We start from the raw sequence: 17726 nt of genomic DNA on the forward strand, positions 1-17726 counted from the left end.
TCGGGATTTTATATCGATGGGTAGGGCGCATTCGATTGAAGATCTCTATCGTTTGATCGTCACCAGCCGAGGTCGGAAGAGCGCTCGTTCCGCCGTCGCGTTGCGGCGCACTGTGTTTTCAGAAGAGATCCGCCACGGTCTTCAGCCGAACCTGAAGGCCTCGCGGTGCAGCCGCTCTTCCTTTCGGCCGGGGCGGGTCCTATAAGGCCGCCTTTCCCATGCGCCGGACGCTCGCCGCGCGCGCCGATCTGGCGACCCGAGCGCGTCCGCACCCCGTCGGAGGCGACCCGTGGCCGGGCATTCGCAGTTCAAGAACATCATGCACCGCAAGGGCCGCCAGGACGCGGTCCGGGCGAAGCTGTTCTCAAAGCTCGCCCGCGAGATCACGGTGGCCGCCAAGGCGGGCCTGCCCGACCCGGCGATGAATGCGCGCCTGCGCCTCGCCATCCAGGCCGCGAAGGCCCAGTCCATGCCCAAGGACAACATCCAGCGCGCCATCACCAAGGCGTCCGGCGCCGACGGCGACAACTATGAAGAGGTCCGCTACGAGGGCTATGGGCCCGGCGGCGTCGCCGTGATCGTCGAGGCGCTGACCGACAACCGCAACCGCACGGCCTCGGCCGTTCGATCCTACTTTACGAAGTCCGGCGGGGCGTTGGGCGAGACGGGCTCGGTCGGCTTCATGTTCAACCGTGTCGGCGAGATCGTCTATCCGGCGAAGGCCGGCACGGCGGACGCTGTGCTCGAAGCTGCGATCGAAGCGGGCGCCGAGGACGTCGAATCGGACGACGAGAACCACGTCGTGACCTGCGCCTTCGAGGATCTCGGCGAGGTCTCCAAGGCGCTCGAAGCGGCGCTCGGCGAGGCGGAGTCGGTAAAGGCCACGTGGCGGCCGAACGTCACCACCGCGCTCGACGAGGAGAAGGCGATCTCGCTGTTGAAGCTGATCGACACGCTCGACGACGACGACGACGTCCAGAACGTCTACGGCAATTACGAGATCTCCGACGAGATCATGGCCAAGCTCGACGCCTGAGCGTCAGCCCGCACGCCTCAGCGCCGCAGCCGGCGTCTCGGCGCGGTTGCGGGCGGGGGTGGCCTTCTCCGGCACCGGGGCGAGCGCGCTGATGATGCGGCTCGCGGGCAGGGCGACGATCACCTCAGTGCCCTCGCGCAGCTTGCTCTTCAGCGAGAACGAGCCGCCATGCAGGTCGATCAGGCCCTTCACGATAGGTAGGCCGAGGCCCGCTCCCTGTTCGGCGCTCTTCATGGCGAGCGACCCCTGCCCGAAAGAGGCGAGCACGGTCGGAATCTCGTTCTCCGGGATGCCGGGTCCGGTGTCGGCGACCGAAACATACTGACCGCCGGACGCGGTCCAGCCGACCTTCAGGCGAATTTCGCCGCCTTGCGGGGTGAACTTGATGGCGTTCGACAGCAGGTTGAGCGTGATCTGGCGCATCGCCCGCTCGTCCGCCCAGACCGGCGGAAGGCCAGGTTCGACAGATTCGCGGATTGTGATGCCGCGATTCTTCGCGCGTAACGTGAGCAGATGGCGGCAATCCTCGACCACGTAGGCAAGATTGACGCTTTCCTCGTTCAGCTCGTAGCGGCCGGCCTCGATGCGCGACAGGTCGAGGATCTCGTTGATGAGGTTCAGCAGGTGCTGGCCGCTGTCGTGGATATCGCCGGCGTATTCCTTGTAGGTCGGCGTCACGTGAGCGCCGAAAATCTCCGACTTCATAACCTCGGAGAAGCCGAGGATGGCGTTGAGCGGTGTTCGGAGCTCGTGGCTCATGGTGGCGAGGAAGCGCGACTTGGCGAGGTTGGCCTCCTCGGCGCGGCGACGGGCGTCGTCGGAGTTCGCCTTGGCCTGTTCGAGCTCGCCGATCAGCGCGTCCTTCTCGGCGCGGAACTCAAGCGTCTCGAGGGTGTTGCGGTAGAGCCTGTGGGCGAGCAGGAGGAAGTAGATCTCCGCTCCGGCGGTCATGGCGGCGACGGCGCTCGAGGCGGCCCCGCCGCGAAGCGAGTAGACGACGATGACGATGGCGGCGATCGGAAGGGTGCCGGCGAAGACTGCGGCGGGAATGCTGGCCGCGAGCATGGTGGCGACCGCGACGCCGACAAGCATGACGAAGAGCGACACGACCTGGGCCGCTTCGCTGGCGATCTCGGCCTGGCCGAGCAGGATGACGATCGACGCCCAGGCGAGACCGTTGACGAGTTCGGCGGCGGCGAACCGCAGGCGCCAGATGCGAATGTCGGCCGCGTTGCGCTCGGCGCGCTGGAAGCGGCGGGCGAAGAACACGACGACCGCATGCCCCGCCAGCACGACCGCGAGCCAGGTGAGGGCGACCCGCGGCTCGATCCAGATGGTCGCGACCGCGGTTATAGCCGCGGCGAGCGCGAGCACCACGGCCAAGGCGGAGAGCCGGTTATGCGCGTAGATGCGGGCAAGTTCGAGGTCGAAAGCCGGGCGCGTGCCGCTGGTCGAAGTCAGTCGCTCGCGCGCGGCGCGCACCTTCGCCGTCACCGACCGCCGGCGGTCGGAGGTTTCGTTCGGCCGTCGCTCGGACATCCGGTCCGCCGGAAGGTCGAACATGTCCACGTGTCAGCCTGTCCTGCCGGGAGTCCGCGTCGAACTCCGACCATGGCTGCGAAACGATTAAGACCGTGCTGACGGATCCGGTCGAATTGAATGCTGTCGATCAACCTGAGGACGCAGAGGGCGACCGGCTCCAGGCGCTGCTCTCGCGCATCCACGCTTGCACGATCTGCCGCGACCAGCCGAGGGGCCGTCCTCTGCCGCATCCGCCGCGACCGGTCGTGCGCGCGCGAGCGACGGCCCGGATCGCGATCTGCGGGCAGGCGCCGGGGACGCGGGTGCATGCGAGCGGCGTGCCGTTCTCCGACCCATCGGGAGTCAGGCTGCGGGCGTGGCTCGGGCTGACGCCCGAGGAGTTCTATGACGAGGGGCGGATCGCGATCGCGCCGATGGGCTTCTGCTTTCCCGGCCAGACGCCAGATGGATCTGACCTTCCGCCCCGCAAGGAATGCGCGCCGGCGTGGAGGGCGGCCCTGTTCGCGGAGCTCCCCAAGGTCGAGCTGGTGCTGGCGGTCGGCCGCCCGGCGCAGATCTGGCATCTCGGGCGCGAGGCGGGACCCAGCCTCGGCGCCGCCGTTGCGGATTGGCGCCGGCTGATCGCGCGGCCCGGGCTGCCGGTCGTCGCGCCGTTGCCGCATCCCTCCTGGCGCAACAATGTCTGGCTGAAGCGCAATCCCTGGTTCGAGGCTGAGACCGCGCCTGAGCTCCGCCGGATGGTGCGGGCGCTGCTCGACGCCTGATTCGTTTTGAACCGCGCCGCGCAGGGCCGGGGGACCCCGGGCGTGACATGGGGACATGCGAGACAGGAGAGTTCAACATGGTCCGCACCATCGCAGCTTCGCTCGTCGCCGCGCTTCTGGCGACCACCGCCGGATCGGTCGCCGCCAAGGCGGCCGACGATCAGGACGCGACCGCCCGCAAGGAGCGCGTCGAGAAGTTAAACGCGCGAATCGAGAAGCGCTTCACCGCCCTCGACAAGAACAAGGACGGGTCGCTCGACCGCGCGGAGATTCAGGCGACGCTCGGCAAGGCCTTCGACCGCATGGACAAGAACCATGACGGCGTGCTTGACGCCGACGAGATCAAGGCGATGACCGAGAGGGCCTCCCAGCGCGGCGGCAAGGCAGGCGAGATGGCCGAAGCCCGGCTGAAGCGCGCCGACAAGAACGGCGACGGCAAGGTGACGAAGGAAGAGTTCTCCGACGCCGAGCCCCGCTGGCTCGCCCGCGCCGACAAGGACAAGAACGAGACGGTGACGAAGGCCGAGCTTGACGCTTTCCTCGCGCATCGCGAGAAGCGGGCGGAGACGGGGGCCGGCAAGGCCGGCGACTCCGCGAACTGATGGGATGCGCAGGGGGCGGGAGTGCGGCATGACGGCGGCGATCAGCCTCATCAGTTCCGCTCCCGGCGTACGCCGGGTGCCGGGATTTGATCCGGCGCGGCCTGAGAGGGCCGCGGCGGATGAGGACGATGCGCTGATGGCGCGCGTCGCGGAGGGCGACCAACGGGCCTTCGCGCGGCTCGTCGCCCGGCACTCGCCCCGCGCCCAGGCGCTCGCCCACCGCTTCACCGGCGCGGCCGGCGAGGCCGAGGATATCGTCCAGGAGGCGTTCTGGAGAGTGTGGCGGTCCGCCGGCCGCTGGACCCCGGGCGGCGCGCGGTTCTCGACCTGGCTCCACCGCATCGTCGTGAATCTCTGCGTCGACCACGACCGCAGGCGGCGGATCCGCCGTCTTCTGCCCTTCGCCGACGCGTTCGATCCGCCGTCGGACGATGTCGGGCCGGAGCGCACGATCGTGGGTCGCGGCGAGATGGCGGCGCTGAGGATCGATATCGGCAAGTTGCCCGCCCGCCAGCGCGCCGCGCTGCTGCTGTCGGCAGACGGCGAACGCTCCAACGCCGAGATCGCGACCGTGTTGCAAACGACCGAAAAGGCTGTCGAATCCATGCTGGTGCGCGCGCGGCGAACGCTGCGCGGCAAGCTCGCCGCGCGTGGGGAGATGTGAGATGACTGATTCAGCGGCTCTAGAGACGCTTAGCCTCCGCTTCGACGCCTACGGGCCCGCTCTCTCGCACTGGCCGGAGCGCGAGGCCGCCGAGGCGCGCGCGCTGTTCGCCCGCTCGGCCGAGGCGCGGCGCATCCAGAAACAGGCGAACCTGCTCGCGGAGCTCGTCGAGCGCGCGGCTGAGGCCGAGGCGCCGAACGGGCTGGCGTTCCGCATCGTCGGAGAGGTCGCCGCACGCCGGGCCGACAGGTTTTCATGGCTGATGGGGTCGCCTGGTCGCTTTGGTTTCGCCGGCGCGAGCTTCTGCGTCGCGGCGCTCGCGGTCGGGGTTGCGCTCGGCGCGTTCGCCGAACCCCAGCAGACAGGCGCCACCGTGGCCAATCTCGATCTCGGCGCCGCCTTCGAGGTCTCGCTGGTGGACGGCGACCTGTGACGATGACGCGTCGCCCAAACAGCCTCCTCTATGCGCTGCTTGCGGTTTCGCTGGCGGCGAATCTGATCGGCGCGGGCTATTTGGGCTTCGTCGGCTTTCGGCCGAAGCCGCCGCCGCGGACGGTCGAGACCACGATCAACTTCGTTTCGGGCCGCTATCCGCCGACGGTCGCCAAGGCCGTGCGGGAGAAGCTCGAGGCGCGGCGCGACGAACTCAAGAACGCCCTCGACGAGATGAAGATCGCCCGTCGCGCGACACGCGATGCGATGAGCGACGTCCCGTTCGACGCCGCCCGCGTCGACGCCGCATTCGCCGACGCGCGCGCAAAGGCTGCAGATTTCCAGAAGGTGATCCACTCCGCGATCATCGAGGCGCTGCCCGACGTGGCGGAGGGCGACCGCGCCAAGATTGACAGATCCGAAGGCGGCGACTGACGCGCCGGATCTTCGGGCTTGGTGGTCAGGCGGTTCGCAGGTGGCGCGTCATCCGCCGCTCCAGAGCGTTCCAGATGCGGCGCACGATCTCGACCAGCGCGAGATAGATCAGCGCGGCCCAGAGATAGACCTCGAAATCGAGCGAGCCGGAGAACGCCCGCTTGCTCGCGCCCATCAGGTCGACGACCGTGACGACGCTCGCGAGCGAGCTCGCCTTGATCATCAGGATGAGTTCGTTGCCAAGCGGGCGAAGCGCGAGGATGAGCGCCTGCGGACCCACGATCGCCCGGTAGATCCCGAACTGCCCGAAGCCGAGCGCGCGGCCGGCCTCGATCTGGCCAGCGGGGATCGCCTGCGCCGCGCCGCGCAGGATCTCCGCCTGATAGGACGCGGTGTTGAGGGTGAAGGTCAGGATCGCGCACCAGAACGCGTCGCGGAACATCCACCAGACTCCCGCCGCCTGAAGCGCGCCGTGGAACTGGGCCGCGCCGTAATAGAGCAGGAAGAGCTGCGCGAGCAGGGGCGTGCCCCGGAAGAAACCGGTGAAGCCGGTCGCCGCGGCGCGGAGCAGCGGGCCGCCTTCGACGCGGACGAAAGCGAGCGGCAAAGCAAGGGCGAAGCCGAGCGGGACGGAGATCGCGACCAACGCCAGCGTCGTCCTGAGGCCCCGCAGCAAGCTTGGGCCGTACTGATCGAGCAGGACGGGGTCGAACCCCGCCGAGCCCAGAAAATCCGCCGCCGTCATCCTTGGCGAGCCGCGGAGGCGAAGCTGCGGCCGGCCCGGCGTTCGAGCCAGAGGGCGCCGGCGGTCGAGAGACCGGAGAGCCCCAGATAGAGCAGGCAGGCGACGAGGTAGAACAGGAACGGCTCATGCGTCGCGCGCGCCGCGACGTCGGACTGGCGCATGAGCTCGGCGAGCGCGATGACGGAGACCAGAGAGGTGTCCTTGAGCATCACCAGCCAGTTGTTGGTGAGGCCCGGCAGCGCCAGCCGCCAGACCTGGGGCAGGATCACCAGCCGGAACGTCGCGAAGCGCGACAGGCCGAGGGATTCCGCCGCTTCCCGCTGGCTTCCGGGAACGCCGCGGATGGCGCCGAGGAAGACCTCGCTCGAAAACGCTCCGAAGACGAGCGCGAGCGCGACGACGCCGGCGGTGAAGCCGTCGACCGCCGCGGCGAAGCCCGACGGCTCGCGCCCCGTCAGCCGCTCCGTCCACGCGACCGACGCGCTCAGCAGGCGCGGCGCCCCGAAATAGACGATGAAGATCGTGAGCAGTTCAGGCAGGCCGCGGAAGACGGTGGTGTAGGCTTCGCCGAACAGACGGCCGGTCCAGGAGCGCGAATCCTTCAGGAGCGCGACGCCAAGCCCGATCCCGAGCCCGAAGGGCAGGGCGGTCAGCGCGAGGCGGACAGTGAGCCAGAGCCCGGAGAGAAGTTCGTCCCCCCAGCCGTCCGGCCCATAGGCGAGAGACGCCAGCGCCTCGCTCACCCGCCGTCGCTCTCCCGCGCGCTACCCCCTCCTCAATACAGGCTGAAGGGAAAGTATTTGGCGTTTATCTTGGCATAGGCGCCGTTGGCCCGGATGTCGGCGATGCCCTTGTCGATCAGAGCCTTGAGATCCGGGTCGTCCTTACGCAGACCGGCGCCGATGCCCTCGCCGAAATATTTCGGATCGTTCACGTCCGCGCCGATCATCTGGCAGCATCGGCCGTCGGGCGATTTCTCGAGCCAGGGCAGCATCACCACCTTGTCGGCGAGAACGGCGTCGACCCGGCCCGAGGCGAGATCGAGATTGGCTTCGTCCTGGGTGGCGTAGAGTTTGATCTCGGCGCCGGCGGGGGCGAACACTCCGTCGAGATATTTGGCGCTGACCGTCGCGCTCTGCGCGCCGATGGTCTTGCCGGCCATCGCTTGCGGGGTCGGCACAAGCGCGGCGTTCTTCTTGTCGGCGACGAAGAGAGCCGGGGATTGATAGTATTTGTTGGAGAAGGCGATCGCGTTCTTTCGCTCTTCGGTGATCGACATCGAGGCGAAGATCGCGTCGTACTTGCCTGCGAGAAGCGCCGGGATCAGCCCATCCCAATCCTGCGCCACGAATTCGCAGGTGACTTTCTCCTCGTCGCAGATCGCCTTGGCGATATCGATGTCGAAGCCCTGGAGCTGCTGGTTGGAATCGACGAAATTGAATGGCGGATAGGCGCCCTCCGTCCCGATCCTGATCGTCGTCCATTCCTTGGCCTGCAGCGAGGGCGGCGCGAGGCTCGCCGCGATCAGAGCAAGGAGGGTCGCGCAGAGCGCGCGCCGCGAAACACCCAGGGCCAGGCGCATGCTGTGGTTTCTCCCCAAGCCCGGCGGGGCGCCGAAACGGTCCGTTCCCCTGAGGCCTCTGACGACCATTCCACTCGCGGAAAGCGGCGGCAAGGCGACGTTACGCCATCCCGTGCAGCTTTTTTACGCGTGCAAGATCATTGGGCGTATCGACGTCGAGGAAAGCATCCGGTTCGTCGAAAGCGACCGTCGTGGCCCCGACGAGCTCGAGCGCACGTTTCGGCGAGTGGACGCCGTCGGCGATCAGCCTTTCGAGGAGCCCCCGGCTCGCGACCGGCCATAGCGCATGCAGCGGCTCGACGCCGCGCGCGCTGGCCGCGATGGCCGCGTCGCCCCCCGCGGCCCGCGCGAGGCGGACGACGAGATCGCCCGGCGGAGACGGCGCGTCGCCGGGGATGGTGGCGAGATGCGTGACGCCCGGCAGCGAAGCGGCCCAGGCGAGCGCCGTCCAGACACCGCCGAGCGGGCCTTCCGGACCATCCGGGAGGTCGGGGAGCACCGGGAGGGCGAAAGCCTCGAGCCGGGCGGGATCGCCGTTGGCGGAGAGCGCGAGCGGACCGACCTGCGGACCGAAGCGCGCCAGCGCGTAGGCTAGGATCGGCTTGTCTCCAAGCATCAGCAAAGCCTTGTCGCCGCCGCCCATGCGGGTGGCGCGACCGCCCATCAGCACGAGGCCGGCGATCGAGGCGACCGGCTGTGGGAGGAGGGGGGCTGGCGTCAAGTTCCGGTCCTTCACCCGCATTCCGCGTTGGGCGCCATTGTCCTTCGGACGGCGGCGCCTCAAGTCATTTGACCGCGCCGCGCCGGAAGGTCCATAGCGCGGCGGACATGCGAGGAGACGAGTGATGGCGGTGACCGAGGAGGACGTGCGGCGGGCCCTGAGCACGGTTCCCGCGCCCGACGACGCGCCGAGCCTCGCGGCCTCTCCCGCGCTGTCGAAAATCTCGGTCGTCGGCGCTCGCGTGATCTTCTCGATCGAGACCACGCCCGAGCGCGCCGGATCGGTCGAGAGCATCCGCCGGGCGGCGGAGGCTGCAGTGAAAGCGGTGCCGGGCGTCTCCGACGTGCTGGTGGCGCTCACAGCGGAACGCGCGCCGGGCTCTTCCACGCCGCCCCCGCCGACGACGCGGCATCAGTCGCCGATGATGTCCCGCGGCGCGCGCGATGCGCCGGCGGGGGCCGCTGCTCCGGCGCGGCCTGCAGGCTCCAGCGGCGCCGGAATTCCCGGCGTCAAGCACATCGTCGCCGTCGCGTCCGGCAAGGGCGGCGTCGGCAAGTCGACCACCGCCGCGAACGTCGCGCTGGCGTTGAAGGCTCAAGGCCTACGCGTCGGGCTCATGGACGCCGACGTCTACGGCCCATCTGTGCCGACCCTGTTCAACCTGCATTCGAAGCCCGAGGTCGAGGGTCGGATGATGAAGCCGCTTGAGGCTCAGGGCCTCAAGATCATGTCGATCGGCTTCCTCGTCGACGCCGGCACGGCGATGATCTGGCGCGGCCCGATGGTGATGTCGGCACTGACCCAGATGCTGACCGAGGTCTCCTGGGGCGAGCTCGACATCCTCGTCGTCGACATGCCGCCGGGCACCGGCGACGCGCAGCTCACCATGGCGCAGCGGGTGAAGCTCGCGGGGGCCGTGATCGTCTCGACCCCGCAGGATCTTGCGCTCGCGGACGCCCGGCGCGGCGTCGCCATGTTCCGGAAGGTCGACGTGCCGATCCTCGGGATCGTCGAGAACATGAGCTATTACGACTGCCCGAACTGCGGCCACCACGCGCATCTGTTCGGACATGGGGGCGCCCGCGCCGAGGCGCAGGCTATGGGGACGCCGTTCCTCGGAGAAGTGCCGCTCGCGCTCGACATCCGCTCAACCTCGGATTCCGGCGCGCCGATCGTGGCGTCGGCGCCGGAGTCCGAATACGCAAAAGCCTATGGCCGCATCGCCGAAGCGCTGTGGACGCGGCTCTCGACCGGCGCCCCGCCCCGCGCCGCGCCGCGGATCGTTATCGAACGATGACGCTTTCCTTCGCGGGGAGAGCCGGCCCGAGGACCGGTGCAGGTGGGTGTCGTGACGCTGGGCCAAATGCTTTGCTCCGCCCGGGATCCACGCAGACTGGATTTATTCCAACTCGATGATGGCTCAGAAAAAGCCGTTCATTCAAAGAGCCTTAGGGTCCAATTGACATCCGCGTGATGCAGGTTCTCCGTGCGGTCGTCGCGATGCAGGCGGCGGCCAGTGGCCGCGCCGGCGCGACGGGCTACGCGCTCCGATGGGGCCCAGGGAGACAAAATAATGACCAGCAGATGGATCGCGGCGCTCGCGGGGGCGGGCTTCGCCGTGCTCGCCGCCGGAGGCGCCTACGCCGACGCGCCGTCGCCTAAGGACGTCGCCAAGACCTACGCCGACATCGCGCAGGCGATGTATGGCGACGCGGTGACGACGGCCAAGACCCTTCAGGGCAAGGTCGACGCGTTCCTCGCCGACCCGACCGACGCGACGCTGAAGGACGCCCGCGAGGCCTGGAAGGCGGCGCGCGTGCCCTATCAGCAGACCGAGGGCTACCGCTTCGGCAACAAGACGGTCGATGACCTCGAGGGCACGGTCAACGCCTGGCCGCTCGACGAGGGCCTGATCGATTACGTCGACGACAAGTACGGCAAGACCTCGGACGAGAACCCCTATTACACGCTGAACGTCATCGCGAACCCGAAGATCAAGATCGGCCGCAAGACGATCGACGCGTCCAAGATCGACAAGAAGCTGCTCGAGTCGCTGAACGAGGCGGGCGAGGTCGAGTCCAATGTCGCGATCGGGTACCACGCGATCGAGTTCCTGCTGTGGGGCCAGGACCTGAACGGAACCGGCCCCGGCGCCGGAAACCGTCCCGCCACCGACTACGTGAAGGGCGACGGCTGCACCCACGGCAACTGCGACCGCCGCTCAGCCTATCTCAAGGTCGCGACCGACCTTCTGGTCGACGACCTGACCGACATGGAGAAGCTCTGGGAGCCCAAGGGCAAGGCCCGCACCGCGCTGCTGAAGCGCAAGGGCGCTGGCGCGCTCGCCCCGATCTTCACCGGCCTCGGCAGCCTCTCCTACGGCGAGCTTGGCGGCGAGCGGATGAAGCTCGGCCTCATCCTGCACGACCCCGAGGAAGAGCACGATTGCTTCTCCGACAACACCTTCAACTCGCACTATTACGACATCGTCGGCATGACCGAGATCTGGGCGGGCAAGTACACCCGTCTCGACGGTACGGTCGTCGAGGGCCCGTCGCCGAAGACCTACGCCGAGGCGAAGTCGCCGGACGAGGCGAAGAAGCTCGACGACCTGTTCGCCGACACCTTGGCCAAGGCTCAGGTCATGAAGACCCGCGGCGAGACCGTCGAGGCCTACGACCAGATGATCGGCGAGGGCAACGCGGACGGCAACAAGGTCGTCCAGGACGTGATCGACGGCCTCGTCGCGCAGACCCACGGCATCGAAGCGGTGGTGGCGAAGCTTGGCGTGAAGATCACCGTCGAGGGATCCGACAGCCTCGACGCGCCGGACAAGGTGACGCAGTAACGGCTCCGCGACCGCTTGGTCTCTGCGTGCGTCCCGGCCTCGAGCCGGGACCCGGACACGCTGAGGTCGCCGCGATGAACGCGGCGGCCTTGCTGCTTCATAAGTCCCGACTTGGCGGTTCCGGGTCCTGGCTCAAGGCCGGGACACGGCGCCGCGGACCGGGCGACGTGCCAGCGTGAAGACCATGCCGAACACCGCCATCTCCCGTAGAGTCGTCCTCGGCGGCGGCCTCGCCGTCGCGGGGGCGGCGCTGCTGTCGGTTCGCGGGCAGGCCAAGGCGCCAGCCGGGCTTCCCGCGCGCACGGTTGCGGCCGCCTCCGGCGAAAAGCGCGTGTCGCTGGTCGCGGCCGAGCGCACGCTGAGACTGATGGGCGCCGACCGCCCGGCGAGCCGGGTCTGGACCTATGGCGACGCGCCGTTCGACCTCGTGCGGCTCGCCCAGGGCGAGAGCCTCGCGATCGAGTTCGAGAACCAGCTGCCCGAGCACACCTCGATCCACTGGCACGGCCTGCGCATCCCGAACGACCAGGACGGCGTGCCTTACATCACACAGGCCCCGGTGAAGCCGGGTGAGCGCCACGCCTACAGTTTCACGCCGCCGGACACCGGCACCTTCTGGTTCCATCCACATTGCGACACCGCCGCGCAACTCGGACGCGGGCTCGCGGGCGTCATGATTGTCGAAGGCGACGAGACCAGGGCCTACGACGCCGACATCGCGATCGTGCTGAAAGACTGGCGGCTAGACGTGGAGACGGGCGGCTACCTGCCGTTCACGACCACGCGCGGCGAGCTTCGCGCAGGCACCTTCGGAACGGTGCGCACCGCGAACGCCGAGATCGCGCCCCGAATGGAGCTTCCGGCCGGCGGCGACGTGCGGCTGCGCCTGCTGAACCTTGATTCGACCCGCGTCGGCAGCGTCGGCTTCGAGGGCATGGAGGCCGCGATCATCGCAATCGACGGTAATCCGATCGCGCCGTTTCCGCTGCGCGAATGGCGCTTCGGCCCCGCTATGCGGCTCGACGTCGTCGTGCGGGCGCCCGCCGCCGGCGCCGAGGGGCGGCTGATGGATTTCTTCGCGGCCGATCCCGTGACGCTCGCGACCTTCGTGGGCAAGGGCGACGCCAGGAAGGCCCGCGCGTTCGACCCGGCGCCGCTGAGCCGGAGCTCCGTGCCAGAGCCCAAGCTGAAGGGCGCGGATCGCCTCAGCTTCGCCTTCGCGACCGCATCCGGCGGCAAGGCGGCGCTCGCGACCTCCGCCGACTCCGGCGATCCGCTGGCGGAAGCCATGCTCGACAGCCTGTGCGCGGCCTCGAAGACCAACTGGAGCATCAACGGGCAGTCCTGGCCGGGCGGCGACCACAGCCGCGTGCCGCCGCCGCTGTTCACGCTGCGCGAGGGCCGCACCTACGTCGCGGAGCTCACCAACGAGACGCCGCACGTCCATCCGATCCATCTGCATGGCTTCACCTTCAAGGTGATCAAGTCGACGCGCGCGGACCTGCCAGTGCATTTCGCCGACACCGTCCTGCTCACCCCCAACGACCGCATCACCATCGCCTTCGTCGCAGACCGCGTCGGCGCGTGGATGGTCCACTGCCACCTGATCGAGCATCAGGAGACCGGCATGATGGGCTACATCAGGGTCGTGTGATGCCGCCGCCCGCTCGACGCCAAACCACCGCATCCCTTTCTGAACCACGCCCGATCCCAACCCTTCTTCGCAAGCGGGAGAGAAGTTTGCCTGCGCTCGCAGCGTTTTCGCTGCTCGCCGGAGCGCTGACCGCCACGGCCGGCGCCGCCGCGACCGGCGGGCTCGACATCGCGATCGGCAAAGCGGTGTTCGACCGGATGTGGGTGCAGGCGCCGGCCTCCACCAAACATGCCGACGGGCTCGGCCCGCTGTTCGCCGCGCGCTCCTGCGCGAGCTGCCATGCCGGCAGCGGCGGGCGCACGACATTCCGTCTCGGCCGCGACGATCCGGCGAGCCATCCGGGCCTCGTGGTGCGGTTCGGCGACGCGGCGGGCGCGCCCGACCCGGTCTATGGCGCGGAGCTCCAGCCGCAGGGCGTGAGTGGCGCCGCCGGGGAGGGCCGGGCGGTCGTCAGCTTCGCAACGGCGTCGATCGGCAGGATCGCGACGCCCGAATGGAGCGTCGCCGACTGGGGTTACGGCCAGCCCGCGGCCACGACCCGACTGTCGCCGCGCGTCGCGCCGTCGCTCGCAGGCGTCGGGTTGATCGAGCGGGTTGACGAAGCCGCGATCCTCGCCCGCGAGGACGCCGACGATCGTGACGGCGACGGCGTTTCGGGCCGCGCCAACAGGATCGTCATGCCTGCGGGGCCGGCGATCGGCCGCTTCGGCTGGAAGGCGGCCGAGCCGACGCTGGAGGCGCAGGCGGCGAGCGCCTTCGCGCTCGACATCGGCCTGTCGACCGCGCTCCGTCCCGATTCCGCCGGCGATTGCACGCCGGAGCAAACCGCCTGCCGCGCGGCCCCGATGGGGGCGGACCCCGGTGAAACCGAGGTCGCTGAGCCCCTGATGACCCGGCTCGTCGCCTATCTCGACCATCTGGCTCCGCCGCCGGCGGCGTCTTACAATCCGCGCGGCGCGAGATTGTTCGCCTCCGTGGGCTGCGGGGCCTGCCACGCGCCGTCGCTCGCGTTGAAGGGCGGCGGCGAGGCGAACGCCTATACCGACCTGCTGCTGCACGACATGGGGCCGGATCTCGACGGCGGCATGGGAGAGGGCTCCGCAGCCCCCTCCGAGTGGCGCACGGCGCCGCTCTGGGGTCTGTCGCGCGCTCTGGCGCAAGGGTCGGGTTTGCTGCATGACGGCCGTGCTGCGTCTGTGCGAGACGCCGTGGCGTGGCATGGAGGCGAGGCGGCGGGCGCGCGATCACGTTTCGCAGAATTGTCCGAAAGCGAGCGTAACGCCTTGCTCGAATTCGTTAACCGTCTTTGACCCTGTCTGGCAGGAAGCGCTCCATGAGGCTCGGTCTCGCTGTTATCGCCATGCTGTCGACCGCGCCTGCGGCGCTCGCGCTGACGGAACCTCCGCCGCCCGGCCCGCTCGCGATCGGCATCATCGAAACCTACCTGATGCCGCGCTATGAAAGCTTCCAGCGCTCTACCGCGGACCAGGCGAAGGCTTGGGGCGAGGCCTGCGCCGACGGCGACTTTGCGCCGGATCTGAAGACCTTGCGCGAGCGCTACGCCGCGGCCGCGGACGGCTGGGCGACGATCGAGCATGTCACCACGGGACCGATGAGCGTCGGCCTGCGCGCAGATCGCATTTTCTTCGCGCCCGATCGTCGCAACGTCGTCGCGAAATCCCTCGCCGAACTCGAAGGTCGCGCGAAAAATGGCGACATTTCCGTCGAGACGATCCAAGGCGTCAGCGTCGCGGGACAGGGGTTTCCGGCGCTCGAGCGCCTGCTCTACGAGACCGACGACGCGGACGCGAAGACCCGCTGCCGGGTCGGCGTCGCCATCGCGGGAAATCTGGCCTCGATCGCGAGCGGCGTCGTGGACGAATGGCGCTCCGACACCGGCCCGCTGGCTCGGCTGAAGAAAGGCGAGGGCGACCCCGTCCACTTCGCCGACCCGGCGCAGGCCGCGGCCCGGCTGATGACGGATCTCGCCGGCGGCATCCAGCGGGTGAACGACCTCAAGATCCTCCCCGTGATGGGCGGCGCGCCCGACATGGCGCGGCCGAAGGCCGCCGAAGGCTGGCGCTCCGGACGCTCGGCGCGGGCGATCAAGGTTTCGACCGCGAGCCTCGCGGCCATGGCGAAGGCCTTCGCCGCCGCCGCCCCGAAGGACGTGGCGGCGGTCGACGGCAAGGCGTTCGCGGCGGCCGAGGCCGCGGTCGCGAAGCTGCCGGACGATCTCGGCGACGCGGCCGCCGATCCGAAGCGCCGCAAGACGTTGGAAGCCGCGGTCGCGGCGCTGAAAGTGGCGCAGAACGATCTCGTGAAGAACCTTGCTCCTGCGCTTGGAGTCCCGCTCGGCTTCAACGCGCTCGACGGGGACTGACGGCCATGAGCTTGACGCGGCGTCACGTCCTTCACGGGCTCGGGGCGGCGGCCCTCGCGGGCTTCGCGCCGTTCCGGACGCGAGCCGACGAGGCCGTCCCGCGGCTGCTCGGCTCATCGGTCGACATATCGGGCGCCTTCCGGGTCGGCCTGCTGGACGAAGCGCTGGAGGAGACGCCGGGCGCGATCACGCCGGTGCGGATGCACGCGTTGAGCGCGCGGCCGGACGGACGCGAGGCCGTCGGCGTCGGCCGCCGCCCCTCCGACATCGCCATGGTGCTCGACGGGCAGGGCCGCGCCGTCCGCACGACCTTCAACGCGACCCCCGGACGTCGCTTCTCAGGTCACGGCGCCTACAGCGCGGACGGGCGCATCTTTCTCTCCGCCGAGATCGACGCTGAGACCGGCGACGGCGTGGTCGTGACGCGCGACGTGGCGGGAGGTTACCGGGCGAGCGCCGAGTGCCGCTCCGCGGGCGTCGGGCCGCACGAACTGCTCCCGACCGGTCGCTTCGTGGCGGTGGCGAACGGCGCGAAGGAGCCCAAGAGCGAGCCGGGAATCGCGGCGCTCGGGCGCACCCGCGCGCGCTCGAACCTCGCGCTGCTCGATCCGCTCACCGGCGCCGTCGACCGGGTGGCGGAGGTCGGCGACGACTCGGCGACGTTGTCGCTGCGCCATCTCGCGCTTACGCCGTCGGGAGACGTGCTGGTCGCAGCGCAGGACGCGCAGGCTGGCGCGCATGACCACCCGTTGATCGCGCGGCTCGACGGCGACAGGCTCCGATGGCTCGATCCGGGCTATGCGATCAACGCCCGCTTCGGGGGCTATGTCGGGACGCTTGCGATCGACCGCTCCGGCCGCTACGTCGCGGCGTCGAGCCCGAAGGGCGGCATCGTCGCCGTGTTCGACATCTGGACCGAGGACGTCCTTGGGATCGTTGCGATCCCGGACTGCTGCGGATTGGTCGCGGAGGCGGAGCCCGGCCGGTTTGTCGCGAGCAACGGCCTTGGCGAGATCATCCGGATCGCGGCGCATGACGGGGGAGCGGCGATCGTCGACCGCCGGATGGGGAGGCTGCGCTGGGACAACCATCTGGCGCTTCTGCCGGTCTGACCGCGTTTTCGCGCGCCGTGGCCGCTCCCCGCCCTAGGTGATACGGGCCGGGCCCGCGACGGGGTTGGTCCGCCATGAAGCGAACGGAGGCCGTTCATTACAATGCAACGACGCAGGTTCCTGACCGTCGGCGCGGGCGTAGCGGCGACCGGCGCTCTCGCCGCCCCAGCGGTCGCTCAGAGCGCGCCGCAGATCAAATGGCGGATCGCCTCCAGCTTCCCGAAGTCTCTCGACACGCTCTACGGCGGGGCGGAGGTGTTCGCCAAGGCGATTTCGGAGATGACTGACGGGGCTTTCACCGCCCAGATCTCACCGGCGGGGGAACTCGCGCCGGGCCTGCAAGCCGCGGACGCCGTCGCCAGGGGCAGGGCGGACGCCTGCCACACATCGTCCGCCTACTACCTCGACAAGGACCCAGCATTCGCGCTTGGCGCCGCGACCCCGTTCGGCCCGAACGCGCGGCAGACGAACGCCTGGCTTCGTTCCGGCGGCGCGGAGATGCTCGACGAGCTCTACGCGCGCTTCGATCTTGTCGGCCTGGCCTGTGGCAACACCGGCGCGCAGATGGGCGGCTGGTTTCGCAAGGACGTCAACGCGGTCGGCGACCTCCAGGGCCTCAAGATCCGCGTTTCGGGGCTCGGCGCGCAGGTGTTCGCCAAGCTCGGCGCCGCGCCTCAGCCGCTTGGGGGCGGAGACGTCTATCCCGCGCTCGAAAAAGGCGAGATCGACGCGGCCGAATGGATTGGTCCCTATGACGACCAGAAGCTCGGGCTCTATCAGGTCGCCAAGAACTATTACTATCCCGGCTGGCAGGCGGGCGGGCCATCCGTCCAGCTGCTCATCGGCAAGGCGAAGTGGGAGGCGCTCCCGGCGCGGTACAAGGCGATCGCCACGGGCGCCGCCGCGATCGCGAACGAGACAATGCTCGCCCGCTACGACGCGCAGAACCCCAGGGCGCTGCGCGAGCTTGTGGCCGCCGGCGTGAAGCTGAAGCCGTATCCGAAGGACGTCATGGAGGCCGCCTACAAAGCGAGCCAGGAGGTCTACGCCGAGCTCTACCAGAAGAGCCCCGCCTTCAAGAAGATCCACGAGGCGCAGGCCGCGTTCCGCAACGAGGACGTGCTGTGGTTCCGGGTCGCGGAGCTGCCGTTCGACGTGTTCATGGCGCAGATGCAGAGCCGCGGCTGAGCTTCACGACCTCTCGAT

General features: G+C 69.2%; 18 protein-coding genes. 13 read left to right on the forward strand and 5 right to left on the reverse strand.

All coding sequences use genetic code 11. From position 1 onward, the window contains the following. The first annotated feature begins 289 nt into the window (after positions 1 to 289). Complete coding sequence (locus PKE75_RS01790; RefSeq protein WP_271166978.1) at positions 290 to 1036, forward strand: YebC/PmpR family DNA-binding transcriptional regulator; 747 nt, start codon at positions 290 to 292, stop codon at positions 1034 to 1036. A gap of 3 nt (positions 1037 to 1039) precedes the next feature. On the opposite strand, the gene PKE75_RS01795 is transcribed toward PKE75_RS01790, so the two are convergent. After that, positions 1040 to 2599: a sensor histidine kinase gene (locus PKE75_RS01795; RefSeq protein WP_271167252.1), complete on the reverse strand. Its 1560-nt coding sequence runs from the start codon at positions 2597 to 2599 to the stop codon at positions 1040 to 1042. 74 nt (positions 2600 to 2673) lie between these two features. Here PKE75_RS01795 and PKE75_RS01800 point away from each other — a divergent pair, with 74 nt between their 5' ends. The 5 genes from PKE75_RS01800 to PKE75_RS01820 all read left to right on the forward strand — a co-directional run bounded on the left by PKE75_RS01800 (position 2674) and on the right by PKE75_RS01820 (position 5475). Beyond that, entirely contained in the window at positions 2674 to 3342 is a 669-nt protein-coding gene (locus tag PKE75_RS01800) for a uracil-DNA glycosylase family protein (protein ID WP_309298798.1), read from the forward strand. Between the two features lie 77 nt (positions 3343 to 3419). After that, positions 3420 to 3944 (forward strand): EF-hand domain-containing protein, encoded by a 525-nt coding sequence (locus tag PKE75_RS01805; RefSeq protein ID WP_271166979.1) that lies wholly within the window; start codon positions 3420 to 3422, stop codon positions 3942 to 3944. Between the two features lie 28 nt (positions 3945 to 3972). Next, positions 3973 to 4608, forward strand: coding sequence for a sigma-70 family RNA polymerase sigma factor (locus PKE75_RS01810; RefSeq protein ID WP_271166980.1), 636 nt, complete (start codon positions 3973 to 3975; stop codon positions 4606 to 4608). 1 nt (position 4609) lies between these two features. Then, positions 4610 to 5041 (forward strand): hypothetical protein, encoded by a 432-nt coding sequence (locus PKE75_RS01815; RefSeq protein WP_271166981.1) that lies wholly within the window; start codon positions 4610 to 4612, stop codon positions 5039 to 5041. Positions 5042 to 5043: 2 nt separating this feature from the next. Further along, positions 5044 to 5475 carry a periplasmic heavy metal sensor gene (locus tag PKE75_RS01820; protein ID WP_271166982.1) on the forward strand — a complete coding sequence of 144 codons (432 nt, stop codon included), beginning with the start codon at positions 5044 to 5046 and terminating at the stop codon, positions 5473 to 5475. 25 nt (positions 5476 to 5500) lie between these two features. On the opposite strand, the gene PKE75_RS01825 is transcribed toward PKE75_RS01820, so the two are convergent. From PKE75_RS01825 to mobA, 4 genes are all read right to left on the reverse strand, one after another. After that, on the reverse strand, positions 5501 to 6220 hold the full coding sequence (locus PKE75_RS01825) for an ABC transporter permease (protein WP_271166983.1): 720 nt from the start codon (positions 6218 to 6220) through the stop codon (positions 5501 to 5503). Then, positions 6217 to 6963, reverse strand: a complete 747-nt coding sequence (locus PKE75_RS01830) for an ABC transporter permease (protein WP_271166984.1) — start codon at positions 6961 to 6963, stop codon at positions 6217 to 6219. Before PKE75_RS01830 ends, PKE75_RS01825 begins: the two co-directional genes overlap by 4 nt. 32 nt (positions 6964 to 6995) lie before the next feature. Next, positions 6996 to 7802, reverse strand: coding sequence for a lysine/arginine/ornithine ABC transporter substrate-binding protein (locus tag PKE75_RS01835; protein WP_271166985.1), 807 nt, complete (start codon positions 7800 to 7802; stop codon positions 6996 to 6998). Between the two features lie 100 nt (positions 7803 to 7902). Further along, a complete protein-coding gene (gene mobA / locus PKE75_RS01840; RefSeq protein ID WP_271166986.1) occupies positions 7903 to 8523 on the reverse strand; it encodes a molybdenum cofactor guanylyltransferase in 621 nt (206 codons plus the stop codon). Positions 8524 to 8647: 124 nt separating this feature from the next. On the opposite strand from mobA, the gene PKE75_RS01845 reads away from it, so the two are divergent. The 7 genes from PKE75_RS01845 to PKE75_RS01875 all read left to right on the forward strand — a co-directional run bounded on the left by PKE75_RS01845 (position 8648) and on the right by PKE75_RS01875 (position 17708). Then, a complete protein-coding gene (locus tag PKE75_RS01845; protein WP_271166987.1) occupies positions 8648 to 9820 on the forward strand; it encodes an Mrp/NBP35 family ATP-binding protein in 1173 nt (390 codons plus the stop codon). 276 nt (positions 9821 to 10096) lie between these two features. Further along, positions 10097 to 11371, forward strand: a complete 1275-nt coding sequence (locus PKE75_RS01850) for an imelysin family protein (protein WP_271166988.1) — start codon at positions 10097 to 10099, stop codon at positions 11369 to 11371. A 184-nt stretch (positions 11372 to 11555) separates the two neighbouring features. Next, on the forward strand, positions 11556 to 13025 hold the full coding sequence (locus PKE75_RS01855) for a multicopper oxidase family protein (RefSeq protein ID WP_271166989.1): 1470 nt from the start codon (positions 11556 to 11558) through the stop codon (positions 13023 to 13025). 86 nt (positions 13026 to 13111) lie between these two features. Further along, entirely contained in the window at positions 13112 to 14335 is a 1224-nt protein-coding gene (locus PKE75_RS01860) for a di-heme oxidoredictase family protein (protein ID WP_271166990.1), read from the forward strand. 23 nt (positions 14336 to 14358) lie between these two features. Beyond that, a complete protein-coding gene (locus tag PKE75_RS01865) occupies positions 14359 to 15408 on the forward strand; it encodes an imelysin family protein (RefSeq protein WP_271166991.1) in 1050 nt (349 codons plus the stop codon). 5 nt (positions 15409 to 15413) lie between these two features. Beyond that, the gene (locus PKE75_RS01870) at positions 15414 to 16520 is read left to right on the forward strand and encodes a DUF1513 domain-containing protein (RefSeq protein ID WP_271166992.1); all 1107 of its coding nucleotides are present in this window, start codon (positions 15414 to 15416) and stop codon (positions 16518 to 16520) included. Between the two features lie 102 nt (positions 16521 to 16622). Continuing rightward, positions 16623 to 17708 (forward strand): TRAP transporter substrate-binding protein, encoded by a 1086-nt coding sequence (locus tag PKE75_RS01875; protein WP_271166993.1) that lies wholly within the window; start codon positions 16623 to 16625, stop codon positions 17706 to 17708. The last annotated feature ends 18 nt before the right edge of the window (positions 17709 to 17726 follow it).

This window comes from Hansschlegelia plantiphila, from assembly GCF_027922265.1.
Lineage (GTDB): Bacteria > Pseudomonadota > Alphaproteobacteria > Rhizobiales > Methylopilaceae > Methylopila > Methylopila plantiphila.